The sequence below is a fragment of the Prevotella sp. ICM33 genome (assembly GCF_000517825.1).
In the GTDB taxonomy this organism is placed as follows: domain Bacteria; phylum Bacteroidota; class Bacteroidia; order Bacteroidales; family Bacteroidaceae; genus Prevotella; species Prevotella melaninogenica.
Genome location: NZ_JACD01000007.1, coordinates 120,078 through 140,993, shown reverse-complemented (window position 1 = coordinate 140,993; position 20,916 = coordinate 120,078). Strand labels below are relative to the sequence as shown.

General features: G+C 43.8%; 11 protein-coding genes. 6 read left to right on the top strand and 5 right to left on the bottom strand.

The window, feature by feature from the left end; genetic code table 11:
• The first annotated feature begins 1 nt into the window (after position 1).
• Complete coding sequence (locus HMPREF1505_RS01895) at positions 2 to 529, top strand: DUF6646 family protein (RefSeq protein WP_051412292.1); 528 nt, start codon at positions 2 to 4, stop codon at positions 527 to 529.
• Positions 530 to 630: 101 nt separating this feature from the next.
• Here the strand turns inward: HMPREF1505_RS01895 and HMPREF1505_RS01890 are convergent, their stop codons facing one another.
• The 5 genes from HMPREF1505_RS01890 to HMPREF1505_RS01870 all read right to left on the bottom strand — a co-directional run bounded on the left by HMPREF1505_RS01890 (position 631) and on the right by HMPREF1505_RS01870 (position 10,831).
• Entirely contained in the window at positions 631 to 2,610 is a 1,980-nt protein-coding gene (locus HMPREF1505_RS01890) for a glycoside hydrolase family 13 protein (protein ID WP_036921665.1), read from the bottom strand.
• 151 nt (positions 2,611 to 2,761) lie between these two features.
• The gene (pulA, locus tag HMPREF1505_RS01885; RefSeq protein ID WP_036921664.1) at positions 2,762 to 4,675 is read right to left on the bottom strand and encodes a type I pullulanase; all 1,914 of its coding nucleotides are present in this window, start codon (positions 4,673 to 4,675) and stop codon (positions 2,762 to 2,764) included.
• A gap of 161 nt (positions 4,676 to 4,836) precedes the next feature.
• The gene (locus HMPREF1505_RS01880; protein WP_036921660.1) at positions 4,837 to 7,530 is read right to left on the bottom strand and encodes a 4-alpha-glucanotransferase; all 2,694 of its coding nucleotides are present in this window, start codon (positions 7,528 to 7,530) and stop codon (positions 4,837 to 4,839) included.
• 659 nt (positions 7,531 to 8,189) lie between these two features.
• Positions 8,190 to 9,524, bottom strand: a complete 1,335-nt coding sequence (locus HMPREF1505_RS01875; RefSeq protein ID WP_036921658.1) for an SLC45 family MFS transporter — start codon at positions 9,522 to 9,524, stop codon at positions 8,190 to 8,192.
• A gap of 281 nt (positions 9,525 to 9,805) precedes the next feature.
• Positions 9,806 to 10,831 (bottom strand): LacI family DNA-binding transcriptional regulator, encoded by a 1,026-nt coding sequence (locus HMPREF1505_RS01870; RefSeq protein WP_036921655.1) that lies wholly within the window; start codon positions 10,829 to 10,831, stop codon positions 9,806 to 9,808.
• Positions 10,832 to 11,112: 281 nt separating this feature from the next.
• Between HMPREF1505_RS01870 and HMPREF1505_RS01865 the strand changes: the two genes are divergently transcribed.
• From HMPREF1505_RS01865 to HMPREF1505_RS01845, 5 genes are all read left to right on the top strand, one after another.
• Positions 11,113 to 14,178, top strand: coding sequence for a TonB-dependent receptor (locus HMPREF1505_RS01865; protein ID WP_036921652.1), 3,066 nt, complete (start codon positions 11,113 to 11,115; stop codon positions 14,176 to 14,178).
• A gap of 21 nt (positions 14,179 to 14,199) precedes the next feature.
• The gene (locus HMPREF1505_RS01860; RefSeq protein ID WP_036921650.1) at positions 14,200 to 15,831 is read left to right on the top strand and encodes a RagB/SusD family nutrient uptake outer membrane protein; all 1,632 of its coding nucleotides are present in this window, start codon (positions 14,200 to 14,202) and stop codon (positions 15,829 to 15,831) included.
• Positions 15,832 to 16,109: 278 nt separating this feature from the next.
• Positions 16,110 to 17,288 (top strand): SusE domain-containing protein, encoded by a 1,179-nt coding sequence (locus tag HMPREF1505_RS01855; protein WP_036921647.1) that lies wholly within the window; start codon positions 16,110 to 16,112, stop codon positions 17,286 to 17,288.
• Positions 17,289 to 17,370: 82 nt separating this feature from the next.
• Positions 17,371 to 18,378: a DUF5115 domain-containing protein gene (locus HMPREF1505_RS01850; RefSeq protein WP_036921644.1), complete on the top strand. Its 1,008-nt coding sequence runs from the start codon at positions 17,371 to 17,373 to the stop codon at positions 18,376 to 18,378.
• A gap of 288 nt (positions 18,379 to 18,666) precedes the next feature.
• A complete protein-coding gene (locus HMPREF1505_RS01845) occupies positions 18,667 to 20,643 on the top strand; it encodes an alpha-amylase family glycosyl hydrolase (protein WP_081722912.1) in 1,977 nt (658 codons plus the stop codon).
• The last annotated feature ends 273 nt before the right edge of the window (positions 20,644 to 20,916 follow it).

The window sequence follows — 20,916 nt, the reverse complement described above, 5'->3', positions numbered from 1 at the left end:
GATGATGAGATATATTGATAAATTCCGTCTCTATCAATGGCTTTTACTGCTTGGTTGTCTGCTTTGTGTTCCGCATAGTGCACAGGCACAGGCGTGGGACGGAGAAGGAGATATTAAAGTTTATGCAGGTTATGCCAATGTTGGAGGGAGGTCTGGTATAGAGTTGGGCAGCGATTATGCGCTTAGCGACTACGTTTCAGTAGGCGGACAGCTAACTTATGTCAACGTGAAGGACTATGACGAAGGACGTGATAGAGCCTTTATGGGGTATGATTTCAGCTTGACGGGTAACTATCATTGGGCTGAAGTACTGAAACTACCATCCGTACTGGATATTTATAGTGGTGTTTCCGTCGGCTTGCGAACAGCTGGTTTGCAGGCAGGTGTACGCTATAACTTTAGTGAGACATTCGGACTTTATGGGCAGGTGCGACAGAATCTCTTCAAGACTTTTGGCGATGATGTGGAACATGGGCGCGTCTATCAAGGCAAAACAGCTCTCTCTGTGGGTCTGACAGTAACGTTCTGATTTAGTGAATAGAAACAACAAAGACTATCGGGAACTCCGATAGTCTTTGTTGTTTAGTGTGAAGTTTATATTCGTTTTGGCTTTTATTCGACGTTTTAAAGTTAGAAACTGAGCACCATTGCTTGTCGTTGTACCAAAGGAATGTTCTTTGTGAGGTCTACAGTAGCACCTGTAAGGACATCGGTTGCAGTGGTATGTGAACCAATTACTTCGGCATAGTGGGCTACATCGACTTGGTTGTCAGCTTTCTTACCATTGAGGATAGTGAGGACCGTCTTGCCATTATGTTGACGAGCAAGTACATAAACGCCATGCTGAGGAATGAATTGTGTCTGAGAACCGTTGATGATTACATCGTTGTTCTGTCGCCAATGGAGTAGGCGGCTGGTCCAATCAAACATAGCATTCTCGGCTTTGGTACGACCTTCATTTGTGAACTTGTTGACCTTATCGCCAGGGAAACCACCAGGGAAGTCTTGTCGTACATTGCCATCTGTTTCCGTTTTCGTACCATTCATCAGAATCTCCGTACCATAATAGAGCTGTGGAATACGCTTCATTGTCAGCAAGAGAGCGTACGCCTGCTTTAAAGCCGTTGAATCCTTACCATTGCCAAGGTAGCGGTCAGTATCGTGATTCTCAATGAATGCCATCACAGAAGATGGGTCAGTATAGAGGTAATCATAGCAAAGAGAGTTGTAAATGCGGTTCCATCCCTTCCACCAATCATCTGTTTCCTCGTTCTTTGCCTGCGAAAGACGATCGAAAAAGGCGAAGTCCATCACTGTTTTTAGATTACTGTTAATGTCAGAGAGTTTGCTGTCTTTCTGCCAAGCAGCCGTGTAGGCAGGTTCTGTTACCCATGTTTCGCCAACGGTGTTGAAGTTGGGATATTCCTTGTTGAGCACCTTCATCCAATCAGCCATGGCTTGTCGGTCTGCGTAGGGATAAGTATCCATACGGATTCCATCGATACCTACGGTTTCAATCCACCAAATAGAATTCTGAATCAGATACTTAATAACGTGTGGATTACGCTGGTTGAGGTCGGGCATAGAGGGAACAAACCATCCGTCAACAGTCTCTTTCATATCCACTTTGCTGGCGTATGGGTCGAGGACAGGAGTAAGCTTGTAGCTTGTTTGGAGCCCATAGTTAGGACTGTTAAACCAATCCTTTGATGGATAGTCTTTGATTGTCTTGCCGTTTTCATCAATGCGTGTATGCTTAGCCCATGGATGATAGTCTCCGCAATGGTTGAAAATCATATCCATAACCACCTTTAATCCCTTCTTATGACATTCGTCAACGAGGGCTTTATACTCCTCATTCGTACCGAAGCGAGGGTCAACACGATAGTAATCAGTTGTAGCATAGCCGTGATAAGTACTGTGTTTGCCACCATCAGCAGGGCGATCATTCTCCAATACTGGTGTCAACCATAGGGCAGTAACACCAAGGTCAGTGAAGTAATCGAGGTGTTGGCGGAGTCCTTCAAGGTCGCCACCGTGTCGAAGACTTGGCTCATTGCGGTTGCATAGTTGGTCTTCCATCCCTTTGATTACATCGTTCTTTGGATTTCCATTAGCGAAACGATCGGGCATCAACATATATAAAACATCCGAGATATCGAAGCCTTTGCGGTCTGCTCCAGCCATCTCACGTGCCTTTAGTTGGAACTTCTTTGTTGTCTTTTTACCGTTCTTATTAGAGAAGGTAAGGGTTACCTCACCCGGTTTCGCACCTTTTAAGTTAAGATAAACAAGGAGATAATTAGGTGAATCGAGGCGTACAAGCGAGTCAATCTTTACATTAGGGTTGTCCGTTGTAACGTCTGCAAACTTGATATCTTTGCCATATATCATCAGTTGTAACGTTGGGTCCTGCATGTCAGCAAACCAGTTGGTAGGGTCAATGCGGGTAACGTTTGGTGTAGCTGTTCGATTATTGGCTTTCTTTTGAGCTGCCGTACTGTTCTGAGCGGTCATAGGAGATGATAAAAGAAGTAAGAATAAAAGAATCTTCCAAGTCTTTTGAAAGAGGGAAAGATTAGGTTCGTTCGTTAGTTGTCTGCGGTTCATTTTAGGTAATTTGTTTTGCTGTGGTATTGGGCTTATTAGCCTAATTAGCCTAATAGGGCCAATAAGCCCAATATCCTTAACAGCTATTAATAATCTGCTGAATGGTCAGCAATCCTCCTTTTTGGGGAGAAGTGGGGAAGGTTATAGCGACTTAATCATGCAAGATAAGGGCTGACTGGGCGTCAACCATCACCTCGCCACCTTCCATTTTGCCTAATCCAGCTTCGTTAATTTCACCATTAGCACATACAATCGTATACTGCCCCTTAGGGATGTTGACGGTGCGAAGTTCCTTGTTAGCATTGAGGATGACGTAGATGTTCTTCCACTTATCACCACCAGCATGGTCTTTTAGGCGGAAAGCAACTAAACAATCCTGTACAGGAAGGAACTCAAGATGCTTGCGAACGAGGTCGGCTTTGCCCAATCGGAAGGCTGGATGTGCCTTGCGAAGGTTGATGAGTCCACTGTAATAGTTGAATACCTGCGGATAAGTCTTGAGGTTATTCCAGTCGAGATGATTGATACTATCAGGTGAATTATACGAGTTATGCACCCCTTTCTTGTTGCGAAGCATCTCCTCACCAGAGAGCATGAAAGGTACACCCTGTGATGTGAAGATAGCCGTTTGGGCAAGTTCATTCAGACGAATCAGTTCATTCTCGTCATATTCAGCCTCTGGAATAGAAGCCTTCAGACGGTCAACAAGGCACAAGTCGTCGTGACAACTGACATAAGAAATCATCTGAGTAGGCTCAAGGGCATAAGGTTTCTTAGAATAGTTTACCTTTGAGTAGTCTACCTGTGGGTGCTCAATCATACCCGCAATACCTGCCTTCAAACTCTCTTCCAAGCCTGTAACGCCACCAAGGAAACCGGGCTTATGGTCGTCTGAGAAGGGTCCACGCAAGGCATCACGGATGTCATCAGAGAAGGCTGCAATGCCCGGCATCTGTGGAATAGCTGCCTTCATTGCCAACTTCTCATGTGGATAAGCACATGTACCAGCACTCCAACCCTCGCCATAGACAAATATCTCTGGATCAATAGCATTGAGTTCACGACGGATATCATTCATGGTTTGAATGTCATGTACCCCCATAAGGTCTACACGGAAACCGTCAATATGATATTCATTTACCCAATACTTCATTGATTCCAGCATATACTCGCGCATCAAAGGACGCTCACTTGCCGTCTCATTGCCACACCCTGTGCCATCTGAAGGAGTACCATCAGCCTTGTATCGGTAGTAAGCCTTAGGGTAAGTACGCTCAAAGTTGCTGTTTGTAAGGTCGAAAGTATGGTTGTAAACAACGTCGAGGATAACTCTGATACCCGCCTTGTGCAATGCTTGTACCATCTGCTTGAACTCCATAATACGGCGTGTAGGCAGGTTGGCATCGTATGAGTAGCTACCTTCTGGTACGTTATAGTTCAATGGGTCATAGCCCCAATTATACTGTGGCACGTCCGGTTTGGATTCATCTATCGAAGCAAAGTCGAACGAAGGGAGGATATGCACAGCGTTAATACCCAACTTCTTCAAGTGATCAATAGCCTTCTGCTCAGTTAAGGCAAGGTATTTACCCTTGTGCATCAAGCCCGATGAAGGATCAATAGAGAAGTCACGGTGGTGCAACTCATAGATAATGAGGTCTGCCGGACTCTTAGTTGGTACACGACGATCGCTTTCCCAGCCTGTTGGGTTGGTCTCTTTCATATCAACAATGGCACCGCGTCCGCCATTACAGCCGACCGCTTTGGCAAAGACACCCGGTGTCTCGCCGTGTCCGATATCGAAAGTATAGAACTTACCTTTGAGGTCTCCCTTCACAGTAGCCGTCCAAGTATTGTCTCCACTCGGTGCAAGTTTCACCTTCTTATAGGCTTTTCCACCTCGTCCTGCCTCATAAAGGCGAAGCGTTGGCTTAGAAGGCGCGTTGAGGCGGAAGGTTGTTTCGCTCGGAGAATAAGACATCTCGTTGAATCGCTGTTGTGCAACAACGTTCTGCGAGAGTATGAAAGCAGCTACAGATGCTGCAAGGTTGTATTTTAATTTCATTGGGTTGTAGGTGTTGGGTGATGGGTGTTGAATGTTGGGTGATGATGAATAGGGGTGTAGGGGTTGGGGGTTGGGTGATGAATAATAGGTGTTGGGTGATGAATTTTAGGTGATGATGGGTTGTTATAATAATTTATAATAGCCATCATCACCTATTCTTTTTATCGACCCGCCTGATTGATAAGGTCTGTTATCTGCTCATTGAAAGACGCATTCTTCATCAAGTCTTCAATGCTGACGTGCATACGGTAACGCCAGTAATGCTTTGGATTAGACGGAACATTGATACGCTCGGCATTAGGGTCAGCCAAACGCAATTCCTCGTCAATACTCATCCAGTCCTGAATACCGAGGATACAGAGCATACTTGGCGATGTAAGGTGACGGCTAACGATGTCTCTTGCCAACCAACCTGGCAGTGGATGAGGTGCTGGGCCACCACGATGTAACATGCTATTGAAGTAATCCTGCGCACGTTCCCAGTCTTCATCCCACCACTGACGCAGGGTAGCCATGTCATGAGTAGAGATGGTGCTAACGCTGCGGTAAGGGTTCTCACTGAGATAGCCAAAGCGCACCTTCGGGTTCTTAGGCATACTCTGAATCTCAAGACTGAGGATGCGTAGCTCATTCATCACCCATGCCACGCAATCAGGAACCATTCCCAAGTCCTCTGCACAGACAAGCATACGAGTTGCATTAACCAACTTTGGCAGTTTCTTCATAGCTTCCTGATACCAGAACTGGTTGTTACGACGATAGTAGTAATCGTTGTAAAGCTTATTGAATATAGCCTTATCGCTATCGTAGAGACTCTCGTAAATGAAGTCGAACTGTACGCAGATACGTGGGTGGAAACGGTTTGGATCCTTATGGTCACGAACGAAAAGTACATTACTAATCAGTGCATAGAGTCCGTCACGCAGCCAGATGTCAACATCAGAGTTCTTACCAGCAAAGGCCTTCTCAACCTTTCGCTGTGTGTCATACGCTGGACGCATCTTGTATCTGTCGCCCCATACGTGTTCCACATACTTCTGTCTTACCTCGTCGGCATGCTCACGGAAGATGCGGTCGAGTACCCAATCAGCAATGAATGGCTCGGTGAAGAGTTCTTCCTGCCAGTGTAGACCGTAGCCTTCAATCTCCTCACGAGTCATACCAAGTGATGGAGCGAACTGACCGAGCAGTCCGTGTACTGAATGAATAGGAATCTCCCAGATACGGAAGAAGCCGAGTACGTGGTCGATACGATAAGCATCAAAGTACTGTGCCATGTTCTGGAAGCGGTTTACCCACCACTGACAACCATCCTTTATCATCTCGTCCCAGTTGTAAGTAGGGAACCCCCAGTTCTGACCATTCACTGAGAAGTCATCAGGTGGAGCACCCGCCTGCCCGTTAAGGTTGAAGTAACGTGGTTCTGTCCATACGTCACAGCCATAGCGGTTGACACCAATAGGGATGTCACCCTTGAGGATTATCTTATGAGCCTGTGCATATTCGTGTACCGCTTTCAGCTGACTACTCAATACGAACTGTACGTAATAGAAGAAAGCTACTTCCTTGTAAGCCTTGTTCTTAGGGTTAGACAATGCCTTGCGGTCGGCCTCATCCCATTGTTTATGGTCTGGCCAATGAGAGAAATCGGCTGTCCCGAACTTGTCTCTCATATAAGAATACTGTGCGTAAGGCACAAGCCAACTCTCTGTCTCAGCAAAGAATTTCTTGAAAGCACTGCTTTCGAGTACCTTTTCACCCTCTTGTTCAAAGAGCAGACGGAGATATTCTGTCTTTGCATCGTTCACACGCTCATAGTCAATCTGTGGCAGTGCGTTAAGCTCTTTACGTAGTTTCTCGAACTTCTCACTCTGCTTCTTGTCCTTCAGTGCAGGTAATGCTGTAAGGTCAGCATACTGTGGGTGGAGGGCAAAGATAGAAATACAGCTATATGGATAAGAGTCTGTCCAAGTGTGAGTGATAGTTGTGTCGTTGATAGGAAGTATCTGCAGCGCACGCTGGTTGGTCATACTCACCCAGTCAACCATCTTTTTTAGATCGCCAAAGTCACCGATACCGAAACTTGTCTCCGAACGAAGTGAGAACACAGGTACCAATGTTCCAGCAACACGAACAGCTGGAAGAGGGAAAGAAGCCTCTGTCAACTCATAGACAACGACGTCGCCTTCATCCATTGTTGGCAATAGTAAGGTGCGGTTGTCGCTATATTCCCAAACAAGATTCTCATTGCTATCATTGCTTTTGATGAAGAATTTCACTTCAAGTTGGTCGCCAGCAAGTTTTGTAGCATCTAAGGTATAGCTCCACTCGTTGATATTATGCTGTACCATCTTCAGTGCCTTCTTCACGTTCCAAGCACCTAATGCAGGCTCAGCACCTACGAGATAAAGTTCATCCGTTGCACCTAACTGTGGTGCACGCACCTTCAGTGTGACAGCTTTGTTGTAGTTATTGAGTTTACCCTTCGCTAACTTCTTACCCGCAACACAATCGGTGATAGCAGAAGTATAGAGATAAGCATTGTCCGGAATGTCACTCCAATGGTCGTAAACACGATAATTAAGACTGCGTTCTGTATCAATATCTAATCGGTGATTGATTACGCCCCATTCTTTTCGCTGTTCATTATTACCACAGAGAATGCTGTAGAAATAATCGATATGCGTTCCTGGCTTTGCATCCTTCTTCACTTCCACCTCCCAGTGGTAGCCGTCAGATGTGCGCATTCTGTACTGTGAGGCCTCTACAGCCCCCTTGTGTTGACCTGTAATAATATTCAAGACAAGGTCTTGTCCGTAATAGGTCTGGTAGTCTATGTGAAACTGTATGTTCATAGAGTTGGGTAGTTATTTTGCCTCAAAGATAATAATATTAATTAGAAAAAGCAATACCCTTTTACATGATTTATATCAATTTATATGCAATCGTTTGCATAATGATAGATTGGTGATAATTCATGGCTAATGAACTAACGCTCTATAAGTATAAATAAAACCTTATTTTCGATGCTTTCTAACGCTACTTTGCTTTTGTGTTAGTGCTTAGCACCAATGGTGCGCACGCTCAACACCAATGGTGCGGGGCTGCAACACAGTCGTTAGAAACGGTAAACGAATTTTGGGTTTAGGACTATATGACTTGTAAACTGGGAATAGCAAGCTGATAAGAGGATGTTTGTTAGCTGATGTTAGCTATTTATTTGATATAGGAAAGAATGCTCTATTGAGATTGATTTCTCAGTGGTTTATCATGTCTTTTCATGGTGATAAATATTTATTTACGTGAGAAGAAATATTTATTTTCATGAAGAAAAATATTTTTTTTCATGAAAATAACTTGTTGGTGAGGGTAGAGTGGTAGTAAGTTGTTGGTAGAAAAGGTTTATTGAGTTGAGCGATAAGAGGTGTAAAAAGTGTTTGTAGAAAAGGAAAAAGGTGTACTGAAACGCTTTTCAGTACACCCTTAAATTCAGAGAGATTATAAAAAAGTTATGTTACCCTTGTTCTGCAGGACGGCGTACCTTTATAATTCCAACGGACATTGCACCGAGGAAGAGGGAAACACCTGCTACAATCATCATATTACTTTGTACGGAACCAACCATCTGAAGGAGTACTCCGCCAATAGCCGCAGCGATAATTTGTGGAATACAGATGGTACCGTTGAACAATCCGAGATAAGTTCCCAAGTGGCCATAGCCCTCGAGCGCATTTGTCACCAAGGTAAATGGCATTGCCAATATGGCTGCCCAAGCACATCCGATGAGGATGAATGGGATGAACATCACATATTGATTGTGGATGAAGGCTGCGAGGACAAAGCCTGCTGCACCTAAGATAAGTGAGAAGGAGTATGCGAGTTTGGTGTTCTTGAACTGTGGAAGAACCATTGCCCAAGCTACTGAACCAATCGCCTGAATGGCAAAGAGAATACCTACCCAGTTGCCTGCTTCCTGATATCCCTTTGTCATTGTTGCATCATGTGCAAGCATATCTACACCCCAACAGTTAGCTGCTACGGTTCCATTGGTGTAAGTCCACATATACATAAAGGCAAACCAGCAGAAGAACTGTACTAAACCTACTTTCCAGAAGGTAGGTGGTGCAATTTTTAATAAGGTGAAGACATTAGACTTTGAAGTATCATCTTTCTTCTCTACCGAATGGTATTCGGCATAAACCTTTGGTGGCATCTCCTTTACCTTGGCTGTGGTATAGATAACACAAAGGATGAGGATGGCTGCACCGATATAGAAAGAATAGACCACTGAGTCTGGAACAACACCCGATGGAGCTTGGTTAGAGATACCTAAGAAAGTGAAGAAGAATGGGAAGACATAGCCTGCGATAGAGCCTGCATTGCAGAGAAAACTCTGAATAGAGTAAGCGAGTGTCTTCTGTTTCTCGTTGACCATGTCTCCCACCAACATCTTAAAGGGTTGCATAGCCATATTGATACTTGTGTCGAGGAACATCAATGAGACAAGTCCAAATACCATCGCCGTTGAGACAGCCATACCTAAAGAGCCCGCATTCGGCAGCAGACACATCACGAGGACGGCAGCGGCTGCACCTACGAAGAGGTAAGGGATGCGACGTCCGAAGCGTGTCCACGTCATGTCAGAGAGTGTTCCTACAATCGGCTGTACGACAATACCCATCAATGGAGGGAGTATCCAGAAGTAACTAAGATTGTGAGGGTCAGCACCTAATGTCGCAAAAATGCGTGAGATGTTGGCACTCTGCAGCGCGTACGCAATCTGCACTCCAAAGAATCCAAAGCTGAGATTCCAAAGTTGCCAGAAGCTTAAGTTAGGTTTTTGTTTCATTGTTATATTAGTTTTTGTGCTCCTTAAGTCCCTCTGACGAGGGAATGGGAAGCTTGTGTTGTTTGTTTTCTTTTGAAGAGAGGACTATTAGGCTGATTGGGCTGATTAGGCAAATAAGCCCAATATTCTCCTCCCTAAGCCCCTCTTGCGAGGGAGTGTGAAGCCTGTTTAGCCTTTTCTTTTTTAAGAGAGGGCTATTAGGCTAATTGGGCTAATTAGGCTTATTAGCCCAATAAAGTCCCCAGCACTCCCCTCCTTTGGAGGGGTTGGGGGAGGTTCCCTCACCTCGTTGTCCCTCTGATAATCAGTCTTGTCCTCACCACACGTTTCTCAATTCGATTCTTAGGAAGTCTTCCTTCCACTTGATCGATGAGAATACTCGCAGCCTCTTCACCCACGCGGACTCCTCTTTGTTCAACTGTTGTCAGCATTGGGTCGCAGGCAATGGCACGTTGTCCGTTAGTGAAACCACAGATAGAGACGTCTTCTGGCACACGGAAACCTAAGCGTTTGCAGGAGTAGAGAATACCGATAGCTGTGTCATCATTGACAGCAAAGAAGGCATCTGGTGGTTCTGGAAGTCGCATCACGCTTGGAGTGATAAGCTCAGCGTCTGCCCTATTGTCGCAATTCTTAATCAGTTGCTCGTTAGGGTGCATACCATTCTTCAGTAAGGCATCAAGATATCCGTTATAACGGTTCTTTGCGATTTGCATGGTTAGCGAAGTACCATAATAAGCAATACGCTTGCAACCTGTGTTTATAAGATGTGTGACGGCGGAAAAGGCCCCCATATAGTCATCAACAACCACTCGACTGGCATTTACACCCGTACTGATACGATCGTAGAAAACCAAAGGTACACCCTTATCTATGAGTGTTTGAAAATGGTTGTATTTGGTTGTATTCTTCGCTTGAGAAACGATGATGCCACAAACCTTACTCTCCGAAAATGCTCGACAGATTTTCACTTCGTCCTCATAGTTCTCTCGGCTCTGTGCAACCATAATTCGATAGCCACGTGAAGAAGCCTCTTCTTCGATGCCAGAAAGGATAGATGAGAAGTAGAAATGGTCAAGTTGCGGAATGATTACGCCGATAATCTTAATCGGTTGTACCTTACTTTTGCGCAGACTCTCTGCAAGGATGTTTGGGTAGAAGTTATGTTCTTGTGCATACTTCTTTATTGCCTCACGTTTTTCTGCAGATATACGAGGGCTATCTTTGAGCGCACGAGAAACAGTAGCGACCGAAACACCAAGGTCTCGGGCTATATCCTTCATTGTTATGTTGGTTGAGTCACTCATGCGATTTAGCTTTGTCTTTAGTCTGCTAATTGTTTTATTACGCAAATATACATATTTTCTATAACTTCTTTGACCTATATCAATTTATTTATCTCTTATTTATTTGTGCAATCGTTTGCATTGCTTAAAATACAAATTCAAAGCAAAAATAGTATAAAGTAGCTTAATCTCAACTAACTTTGCAGCAGAAAAAGCCTACAAAAAGGTATTAACCTATCTTTTGATTGAACTAAACGAATATTACTTTAATCAATTTATAAATTACTTTAACAATAACAAAGATGAAGCAGGTAAAATGCAAATTTCCTGTTAGGATATTGACTCTATTGTTGGGTCTATTCCTTTCAGTCAGTGCCTTTGCGCAGTCTACGATTACAGGACAGGTGAAGGATGCTACTGGTGAGCCAGTCATTGGTGCTTCTGTCCTTATCAATGGGACAAGTAATGGTACAGTGACCGACCTTGATGGTAACTTCTCTATCAGCGTACAGCCGGGTGCTACTTTGACAATCTCTTACATTGGTTTCCAGAAACAACAAGTAGCTGCAGCCAATGGTATGGTAATTACACTTCAGGAAGACCAAGCACAGCAGATGAATGAGGTTGTTGTTATTGGTTACGGTGCTGTTAAGAAGAGTGACCTTACGGGTTCTGTGACAGCCTTGAAACCTGATAGCAAGAATAAGGGTCTTGTTGTTAATGCACAGGATATGCTTGCTGGTAAGGTTGCCGGTGTGAGTGTAACGAGCGATGGTGGTACTCCTGGTGGCGGTGCTAACATTCGTATTCGTGGTGGTTCTTCTTTGAACGCATCTAACAATCCATTGATTGTGATTGATGGTGTGGCTATGGACCAGACAGGTATTAAGGGTGTAAGCAATCCTTTGGCACTTGTAAACCCACAGGATATTGAGTCTTTCAACGTTTTGAAGGATGCTTCTGCTACTGCAATCTATGGTTCTCGTGGTTCAAATGGTGTTATCATCATTACAACTAAGAAGGGACGTCGTGGTTTGCAGGTTTCTTATAATGGTAGCTTTACCGTTAGTAAGAATTCAAAGAATCTTGATGTGTTGTCTGCTGATGAGTATCGTAGCCTCATAGGAAACAAGTTTGGTACAGATCTTTATATCCTCGATGCTAATGGTAATCAAGTTCCAACAGCTTACTCACGCCTTGGTAAGGCTAATACTAACTGGCAGAACGAAATCTTCCGCACTGCTTTTAGCCACGACCATAACGTAGCCGTTTCTGGTCAAGTTGCTAACTGGTTGCCTTATCGTGTTAGTGCAGGTTACACAAATCAGCAGGGTATCATCAAGACTTCTAACTTTGAGCGTTTCACTGGAGCGTTGACATTGAGCCCTTCTTTCTTGAATGACCACTTGAAGGTTACGTTGAATGCTAAGGGAATGTGGACAAAGAATCGCTATGCTGATGGTGAGGCTATCAAGGCAGCACGTCAGTTTGACCCAACACAGCCAGTCTATGCGTCTGGTTATGATAACTTCGGTGGCTACTATCAGTGGCTTGATGATGGTACAGCGCTCAATGATAGCAGTTGGCCAAAGACCTATTATTCATTGGCAACAAAGAACCCTGTGTCTATTCTTAACCTAAAGAACGACCGTGCTATCAGCCGCGACTTCCTTGGTAGTGCCGATGTTGATTATAAAGTTCATGGCTTTGAAGACCTCCGTTTCCACGTTACTGCAGGTGTTGATGTTGCAAAGGGACGTCAGGTAACAGATGTTGATCCAGCCTCTCCACAGGCTATCTATTATGGTTCTTATGGATGGGAATCACAGTTGAAACGTAACATGCAGCTCTCTGCATACGCTCAGTACTACCACGATTTCAATGATAAAGCAAAGAATCACTTCGATATCATGGCTGGTTATGAGTGGGCACACTTCTGGCACAACACCAATAACGCTTATTGGAGTTACTATCCATCAACAAACGGTGATGCAACTCTTGCTGGCAAACAACGCAACTATGCACCTTATTACTATGCGACAGAGAACTATCTTGTATCCTTCTTCGGTCGTGCAAACTGGTCTTTGATGGATGGTCGTTATATGGTAACGGCAACCGTACGTAATGATGGTTCTTCACGTTTTAAGGAGCATTGGGCAACGTTCCCATCATTCGCTTTCGCATGGCGTATCAATGAAGAGAACCTTTTCAAGCAGATTGACTGGTTGTCAGACTTGAAACTTCGCCTTAGCTGGGGTATGACTGGTCAGCAGGAAGGTATCGGCGACTATAATTACTTTGCTATATACGAAATGAATAAAGGTACTGAATCTACCTATCCAATCGCTGGTGATGGTTCTTTGGCTCGTCCAAAGGCATACGATCCAAACTTGAAGTGGGAGACTACTACCTCTTATAACGTAGGACTTGATTGGGGTATTCTCAAGCAGCGCCTCACAGGTAGCATTGATTGGTACTATCGCAAGACCAACGACTTGCTCAACAATGCAACCGTACCAGCAGGTGCTAACTTCCGTAATCAGGTAATGAGCAACATTGGTTCTATGTATAATATGGGTGTTGAAACAAGTCTCCACTGGTTGGCAGTGAACGCTAAGGACTTCAACTGGACAATGGATTACAACTTCACCTATAACTATAATAAGATTACGAACCTTAATGGTGGTAGCGATCCAAACTATTTCGTACCAACAGGAGGTATCTCTGCTGGTACTGGTGGTAACATCCAGGCACAGCATGTAGGTAATGCAGTTAACTCTTTCCACGTATTCCAGCAGGCATATGATAAGAATGGCAAGCCGTTGGAGGGCGTAGTTGTCGACCGCAACAGCGATGGTAAGATTACCGATGCTGATAAGTACTACTACAAGGCACCTGCAGCACCAGTAACGATGGGCTTTGCTTCTCGTTTCGAGTATCGTAACTGGGACCTTGGTTTCGCACTCCGTGCAAGTCTTGGTAACTATGTTTACAATGATGCTTTTGCAAGTACTTCTAATATGTCTAACTCAGAAATATTTGTAAAGAGCAAGTTCCTCGTGAACCGTCCTACAGATGTAGTAGCAGACAACTGGTTGTCAACCGAGACTACATCTACTCAGACAGACTACTGGGTACAGAATGCTTCTTTCTTGAAGTTGGATAATGTAACCTTGGGTTATAGCTTCGCTAATCTTCTCAAGCAGGGTTCATGGAATGGTATTACTGGTCGTATTTATGGAACTGTGAATAACGTGTTCTGCCTTACTAAGTATAAAGGTCTCGACCCAGAGGTGTTCAATGGTATTGACAACAACCTCTATCCACGTCCAATCTCATTCATCTTGGGTTTGAACCTGAATTTCTAAATCTATAAAAGAGTAAAGACAATGAATACTAAATTCAAATATATATTCTCTACAGCAGCACTTTTGCTGTCAGTAGGGTTCACCTCTTGTACAGGCGATTTGGATGTAAAACCAATTGATCCAAACCTTAATACAAAGGAAAATACGTCGCCAGAAAGCGCATTCAATAAGTGCTATGCTCATATTGCTATGGCTGGTAACGGTGGAGCTAATGGTGACAGCGATGTTGATGGTATCGATGGTGGAACCAGTGGTTACGTACGTCAGCTATTCAATTCACAGGAGTTGACCACTGATGAGGCTATCTGCGCATGGGGTGATGAAGGTATTTCTAACATGAACTTCGATAGTTATGACGCTTCACATCCAATGTTGAAGGGTTTTTACTATCGTCTTTATGCGGGTATCACCTATTGCAATCAGTATCTTGCAGACTTCGGTGACTACAACGCAACGATGTCAGCAGAGGTTCGTTTCATCCGTGCTTTGAATTATTACTATCTCTTGGACGGATGGGGTAATGTTCCTTTCACAACAGCAATATCTTCTGCTAAGCCAGCTCGCATCCAGCGTGCAGACCTTTATAAGTGGCTTATTGATGAATTGAAGAATGAAGTTGAGCCTAATTTGAACGATGCAAGTCCTAAGACTTCAGCCACTACTGGTTATGGTCGTGTCGACAAAGCTGCTGCTTGGATGCTCTTGGCTCGTCTTTATATGAATGCTGAGGTTTATACAGGTACTGCTGATTGGGCTAATGCTAAGTTATATGCAAAGAAGGTTATTGACTCTCCTTATAAGCTCTATACCACCAAGAAGGGTCAGTGGAGTGCTTACCAGCAGCTCTTTATGGGCGATAATGGTGAGAATGGTGCTTCTGTTGAGGCTATCTTCCCTATCCTTCAGGATGGTTTGAAGACTACTTCATATGGTACAACCCTCTACCTTATGGCTGGTTCTAACGATAACAGCGAGCATATCAAGAGTGCTACCGTTGCAGGTAATAATACTACTGGTGGTTGGGCTGGTAACCGTATGCGTCCAGACCTCGTATTGAAATTCTTCCCAAATAACGATGCTCCTAATGTTGCTGCATACGCTATGCCAGCAGCAGCTGATGACGATCGTGCCCTCTTCGATGGTGAAGGTCGTAATGTAAGCAATGGTGACGATGAGAAGGGTGTAAAGGTATTTACCAACGGATTCTCTGTTTGTAAGTTTAATAACTTCAAGACGGACGGCAGTGCAGGTCATAACTCACTCTTCCCAGATGCCGACTTCTTCCTTATGCGTGCTGCTGAGGCTTACTTGATGTATGCTGAAGCAGATGCACGTCAGAACAATGGAACGACAACTGCACAGGGAACTGCTTATATCAATGCGCTCCGTACGCGTGCTAATGCTACTACTCAGACAGCTTACTCACTCCGTCAGATTTGTGACGAGTGGAGCCGTGAGTTCTACTTCGAAGGCTTGCGTCGTACAACACTTATCCGTTTCGGCTACTTTGGTGGTAATGTTAATTACAACTGGAGTTGGAAGGGTGGTGTGAAGAGCGGTCGTAACTTCGACTCTCACCTTAACCTCTTCCCAATTCCGACAAGTGATTTGGTTGCTAACGAAGCCAACTTGATTCAGAATCCAGGGTATTAATTAAGGTGTAATCAATGGCTGGAAGGTCTGATGAAAGCTGAGAATTAACTTCTTGGTAATCATCTACGGCAAATTCTTTTCATGAAAATAAATATTTTTCTTCATGAAAATAAATTTTTCCACTCGTGAAAATAATTATTTCTTTTCATGAAAAGAATTCGCCAACAAGACTCAATATAACCCACATCATGGTTAGAAATGATGTTCTTGAGACCCATAAGACATTGAAAAGACGTACTATTGAATAATAGAAAGTAAACGATTAAAGAATAATCAATATGAAATCAATAATTAAGTCATCGTTGCTGTTGTGTGCAGGTGTGGCACTGTTCTCTGCCTGCGACAAGGACTTGGACAATAATCCAGTTCTTCAGTCACCAAAGACATTTGTTCTGAACACACCAGCTTACGCTGCACAAACAATAGATTTAAAAGTTGCTGAGAGCCTGAAGTTCACATGGTCGCAGCCTGAATACGGTTTCCCTGTAGCTGCTGAATATGGTATGCAGTTCTCAACTACCAACACTTGGACAAAGTCTGTGGACGCTGTTGTTGATATGGATGCTGAACGTGGTAACTATGCTGCTGTTGGTTCGCCAACAGGTACAGCTTCTACCTCTGTTCCTGCAGCTGATCTTGCAACGGCTATTCAGAAGATGGAACGCTATGAGGAGACTACTGTCCCTGCAACACAGGAACTCTACGCACGTGTTTACTCATTAGTAAATGGTGATACAATCTACTCTAACCCTGTAAAGATGAGTGTTGCTCCTTATTATGTTGAGCTTTCTGACGCTCCTGTTGAGACTTGGTATCTCATCGGTGGTAACTTCGGTGATGGCTCTTGGGGTAATAGTCAGGTGGTTCCATTGTTGCCAATGGAAGGTCAGGAGTATGATAAGAAGACAGGTAAGGGCGTAATTTCTTGGACTGGTTATCTGTCAACAGCAGGCTTCAAACTGAAGAAGAACCCAGAGAATTGGGATGCTGGTCAGGTTGGTCAGGGCACAAGCTATGGCGAGTTCCTTTATAATGATGGCGGTTCTTCTGATATCAAGGTTCCAACAGCTGGTTACTATACCATTACTTTTGATACTAAGAATGTGAAACTGACAATCGCAGAGTACACTGGTGCTACACCTACTGTTTACAACTCTATGGGTCTTCCTGGTAAGCATGACAGCTGGAATGCTGCAGGAACACCAATGACTGCACAGACAACTGTTGTAGAGAATCATGATTGGAAGGCTACTGTGACCTTCAATGAGAAGTCTACTGGTGCTGATGGTGAGGGCTGTAAGTTCGCTGCTAACGGTACTTGGGACGTAAACTGGGGTTCTGAAGCATTCCCATATGGTGTTGCAACGAAGGGCGGTAAGAATGTTCGCAATGGTAAGGGTACTTACACTGTTTACTTCAACGACATCACTGGTCAGTATTCTTTCGTAAAGCAGTAATTTATTAAAGATGATAATAGAGGGTGTGTCAGCAGGCACAATTAGTATGACACACCCTTATCACATAACAAGAAGAATCGAAATGAAGAAATTATTAATCATGGCAAGTGCCGCATTGCTACTTGCTTCTTGCGGTAGCGATGAATATGAAGCATGGACTGCACCACAGAGTAACAGCGCAGAGACAGCCAGTACGGTTACGTTTACTGTAAACCAAGCAGCTGCCATCGACTTCAATACTGCAACAGCAGACTCTGTTCAGCTGTTTGTTCCAAAGGTTGTCTCAACGGATTCTGTCGTTTCTCAGACCTTGACGGCTGTACTTTCTTATAATAGTAAGACCGCAACCCTTAACGCAAGTAAAGAGGGTAAGGTGAAGAGTACAGAACTTGTTTCTGCCGTAGAGAGCCTCTATGGTAAGAATGGCAACCTACATCAGGTGCCTATTACAGTGACTGATAAAGTAAAGTTGCTCCGTGGTGAGGGCTTCAGCCTTTCACAGAGTGTGACTGCAAACGTAACTTGTGTTGCACCAGCCTTCACTCAGTATCTTTATATGTCAGGTGATGCTAACGGCTGGTCATTCAGCAATCCGCTTTATAGCGCAGCTGCTGATGGTAAGTACACAGGCTTTATGTATCTCAATCAGAATGGCTTTAAGTTTGCAACTCAGCAGGACTGGAACGGTACTGACTATGGTACTGGTCTCGTAGAGAAGGGTAGTAATATCGTGTTGACTGAGCCAGCAGGCTTCTATAAGGTGGATATTGACCTCACATCACAGGCACTTACCTATACTGCTATCAATCGCGTTGGTATTATTGGTTCTGCAACTCCAAACGGATGGAACAGCGATCAGGCAATGACCTACAATGCTACAGAGAAGTGTTGGGAGATAAAGGGCATCACACTGACTGCAGGTGAGATGAAGTTCCGTGCTAACAATGATTGGGTATTAGACTGGGGTGGCTCATTGACTGATATTACTTTCAAGGGTGGTAACATCAATGTTGCAGCTGGTAAGTATAATATCAAACTCTATCTCTTGTGTGATACGAAGTCACACTGTACAATGGAACTTGTTCCTTAATGACTTGAATTTAGGTAAAACGATAAGAGTGTGTCGAAGGATTGTTCGACACACTCTTTCTTTTTTATGGCTTTTGAAGAGGAAACTATTGAGTACTTGGGGCTTAGTTTTCTGTTCATAAAAGTGCAAACGATTGCATTTTAAAATACTTAGATACACAGTTGTTTGCGAATATTGTGTTTGGTAAATCATTATCTTTGTACACATAGACTGTAAACAACTAAAAATGAAATCTATATGAAACGTAAACTCGTGTTTTTATATGCCTTAGTATTTTCCCTTTGTGCCATGTCACAGGGGTGGCCTGCTGATTATGGTGGCGTAATGCTACAAGGATTTTATTGGGATTCGTTCGACGATTCGCAGTGGACTGTGCTGGAGAAGAAAGCTAATGACTTCTCTGGTTATTTCGATCTTGTATGGGTTCCGCAGAGTGGCAAGGCTGCTGCAACGAAGTCGATGGGTTATGATCCGCTCTATTACTTCAATCAGAACTCATCGTTCGGTACTGAGGCAGAGTTGAGGAGTATGATTACTACCTTTAAGAACAAGCAGATTGGTACGATTGCCGATGTGGTTATCAATCATCATGGAACGAATAATGGATGGTTTGGTTTCCCTGCAGAAGTTTATAAGGGAGTAACTTATCAAAACCTTTCTACGGATGTTTGTGCTGATGATGACGGTGGAGCGGCTGCTACAGAAGCAAGAAAAACGGGCACTCAACTTAGTCAGAACAATGACGAAGGAGAAGGTTGGGGCGGTATGCGCGACCTTGATCATAAGAGTACGAACGTTCAGAAGATTGTCAAAGCATACGAAGATTACTTGCTCAATGACCTTGGTTATGCTGGTTTCCGATATGATATGGTGAAGGGATTTGGCGCTTCTCATGTTGGTAATTATAATACAGCAGCAAACGTAAAGTACTCGGTAGGTGAGTATTGGGACGGCAATGCGAATACTGTAAAGGCGTGGATTGATGCCACAGGAAAACGTAGTGCTGCCTTCGACTTTGCTTTCCGCTATGCTGTTCGTGATGCTATTAATCAGAATGATTGGCGTGTTCTTAATGATACAAGACCTACAGGGCTTAATATAGATAATGGTGCTTATAAGCAATATGCCGTAACCTTTGTTGAAAATCATGATGTTCAAGACAGAGGGACGACGAGCGGTTACACTCCAGACCCTATCCGTAAGGATACGTTAGCAGCCAATGCTTATCTCTTGGCAATGCCTGGAACACCTTGCGTTTTCTATACTCATTATCTTGCTTATCCAAAGGAAATAAAGGCAATGATTGATGCTCGTAAATTAGCTGGGGTAACGAATACGAGCTGTTATCTGGTCTATCGTACTTCAAAGGATTATTATGCCAATGTTGTTACAGGTACGAATGGAAAACTCTTGGTGGTTGTGGGTAACAATGCTAACCAACTAATAGTTCCTACTTCACGTTATACAAAGTTGTTGAGTGGTTATCACTACGCTTATTATTTGACTAATGATGCAGAGATGCCTTGGGTTGATAAGGCGAGTGGTCAGTATGAAGTAGAGAACTTAAAGGTTAAACTAACTGCGGTGTCTGCCAATGCGGGAGCTAAACTTGTTTATACAACGGATGGTACAGAGCCAATGGCAAGTAGTGCGCAGGTGGCTTCTGGAACGGAGATAACTCTCCCTGAGGGCGAAACAACCTTGAAGGTGGCATTGTTGGCAGATGGTGTAGTGGGAAAGGTTATCACTCGCAGCTATCAGGTTACGGCTCCTGTTCCCTTCACACCAGAGACGATTCGTGTCTATGTGAATACTGATCAGGTGAATTGGAAGACATACGTGAATTATCATTCATGGGGTGGTACGCACACAGCAACGGCATGGCCCGGTGATAAGGTTACTTCAAAGACAATCCTGAATGGTAAGACTTGGTTCTATAAAGACTATACGCTCACAAAAGCTGATGACTATGTGAACTTTGTGTTTAGTATTGGTAGCGCATCAAATGCCAGTGATAATCAAAGTTTAGACATCGAACGCGTGAAGAAAACGTCTTACTTTGTTATCTCATCAACAAAGGAGAATGGTAAGTATGTAGTCAATAACGTGACGAATGAAGTTTCTGGTATTGAAGGAGTTGAGGTTGATACTAAACAGAGCAGGGGCGATAAGTATTATTACACACTCTCTGGTCAGCGACTCATAGGTAAGCCTTCACAGCGTGGCGTTTATATCCATGCAGGCAAAAAGATAGTTGTAAAGTAAGTCCAGCTATCAGATAAAAAGAAAAAAGCATACATTTTTCTATGTAATATCCTATATTTAGCGGTGTATAAACTTCGAGAAAGTAAGTCTTCTTATCACATTAAGGAGACTTACTTTTTGTTTTTATACCCCTTTCTAACGTCATGTTACGCTTATTTATACGACGTGTTGTGTGGTATTTAGCCCTCCACACATCGTGTGCTTATGGTTCGCACCATTGGTGTTAGGCGTTAACACCATTGGTGTTGGGCATCTTTTCGATGGTAAAAGATG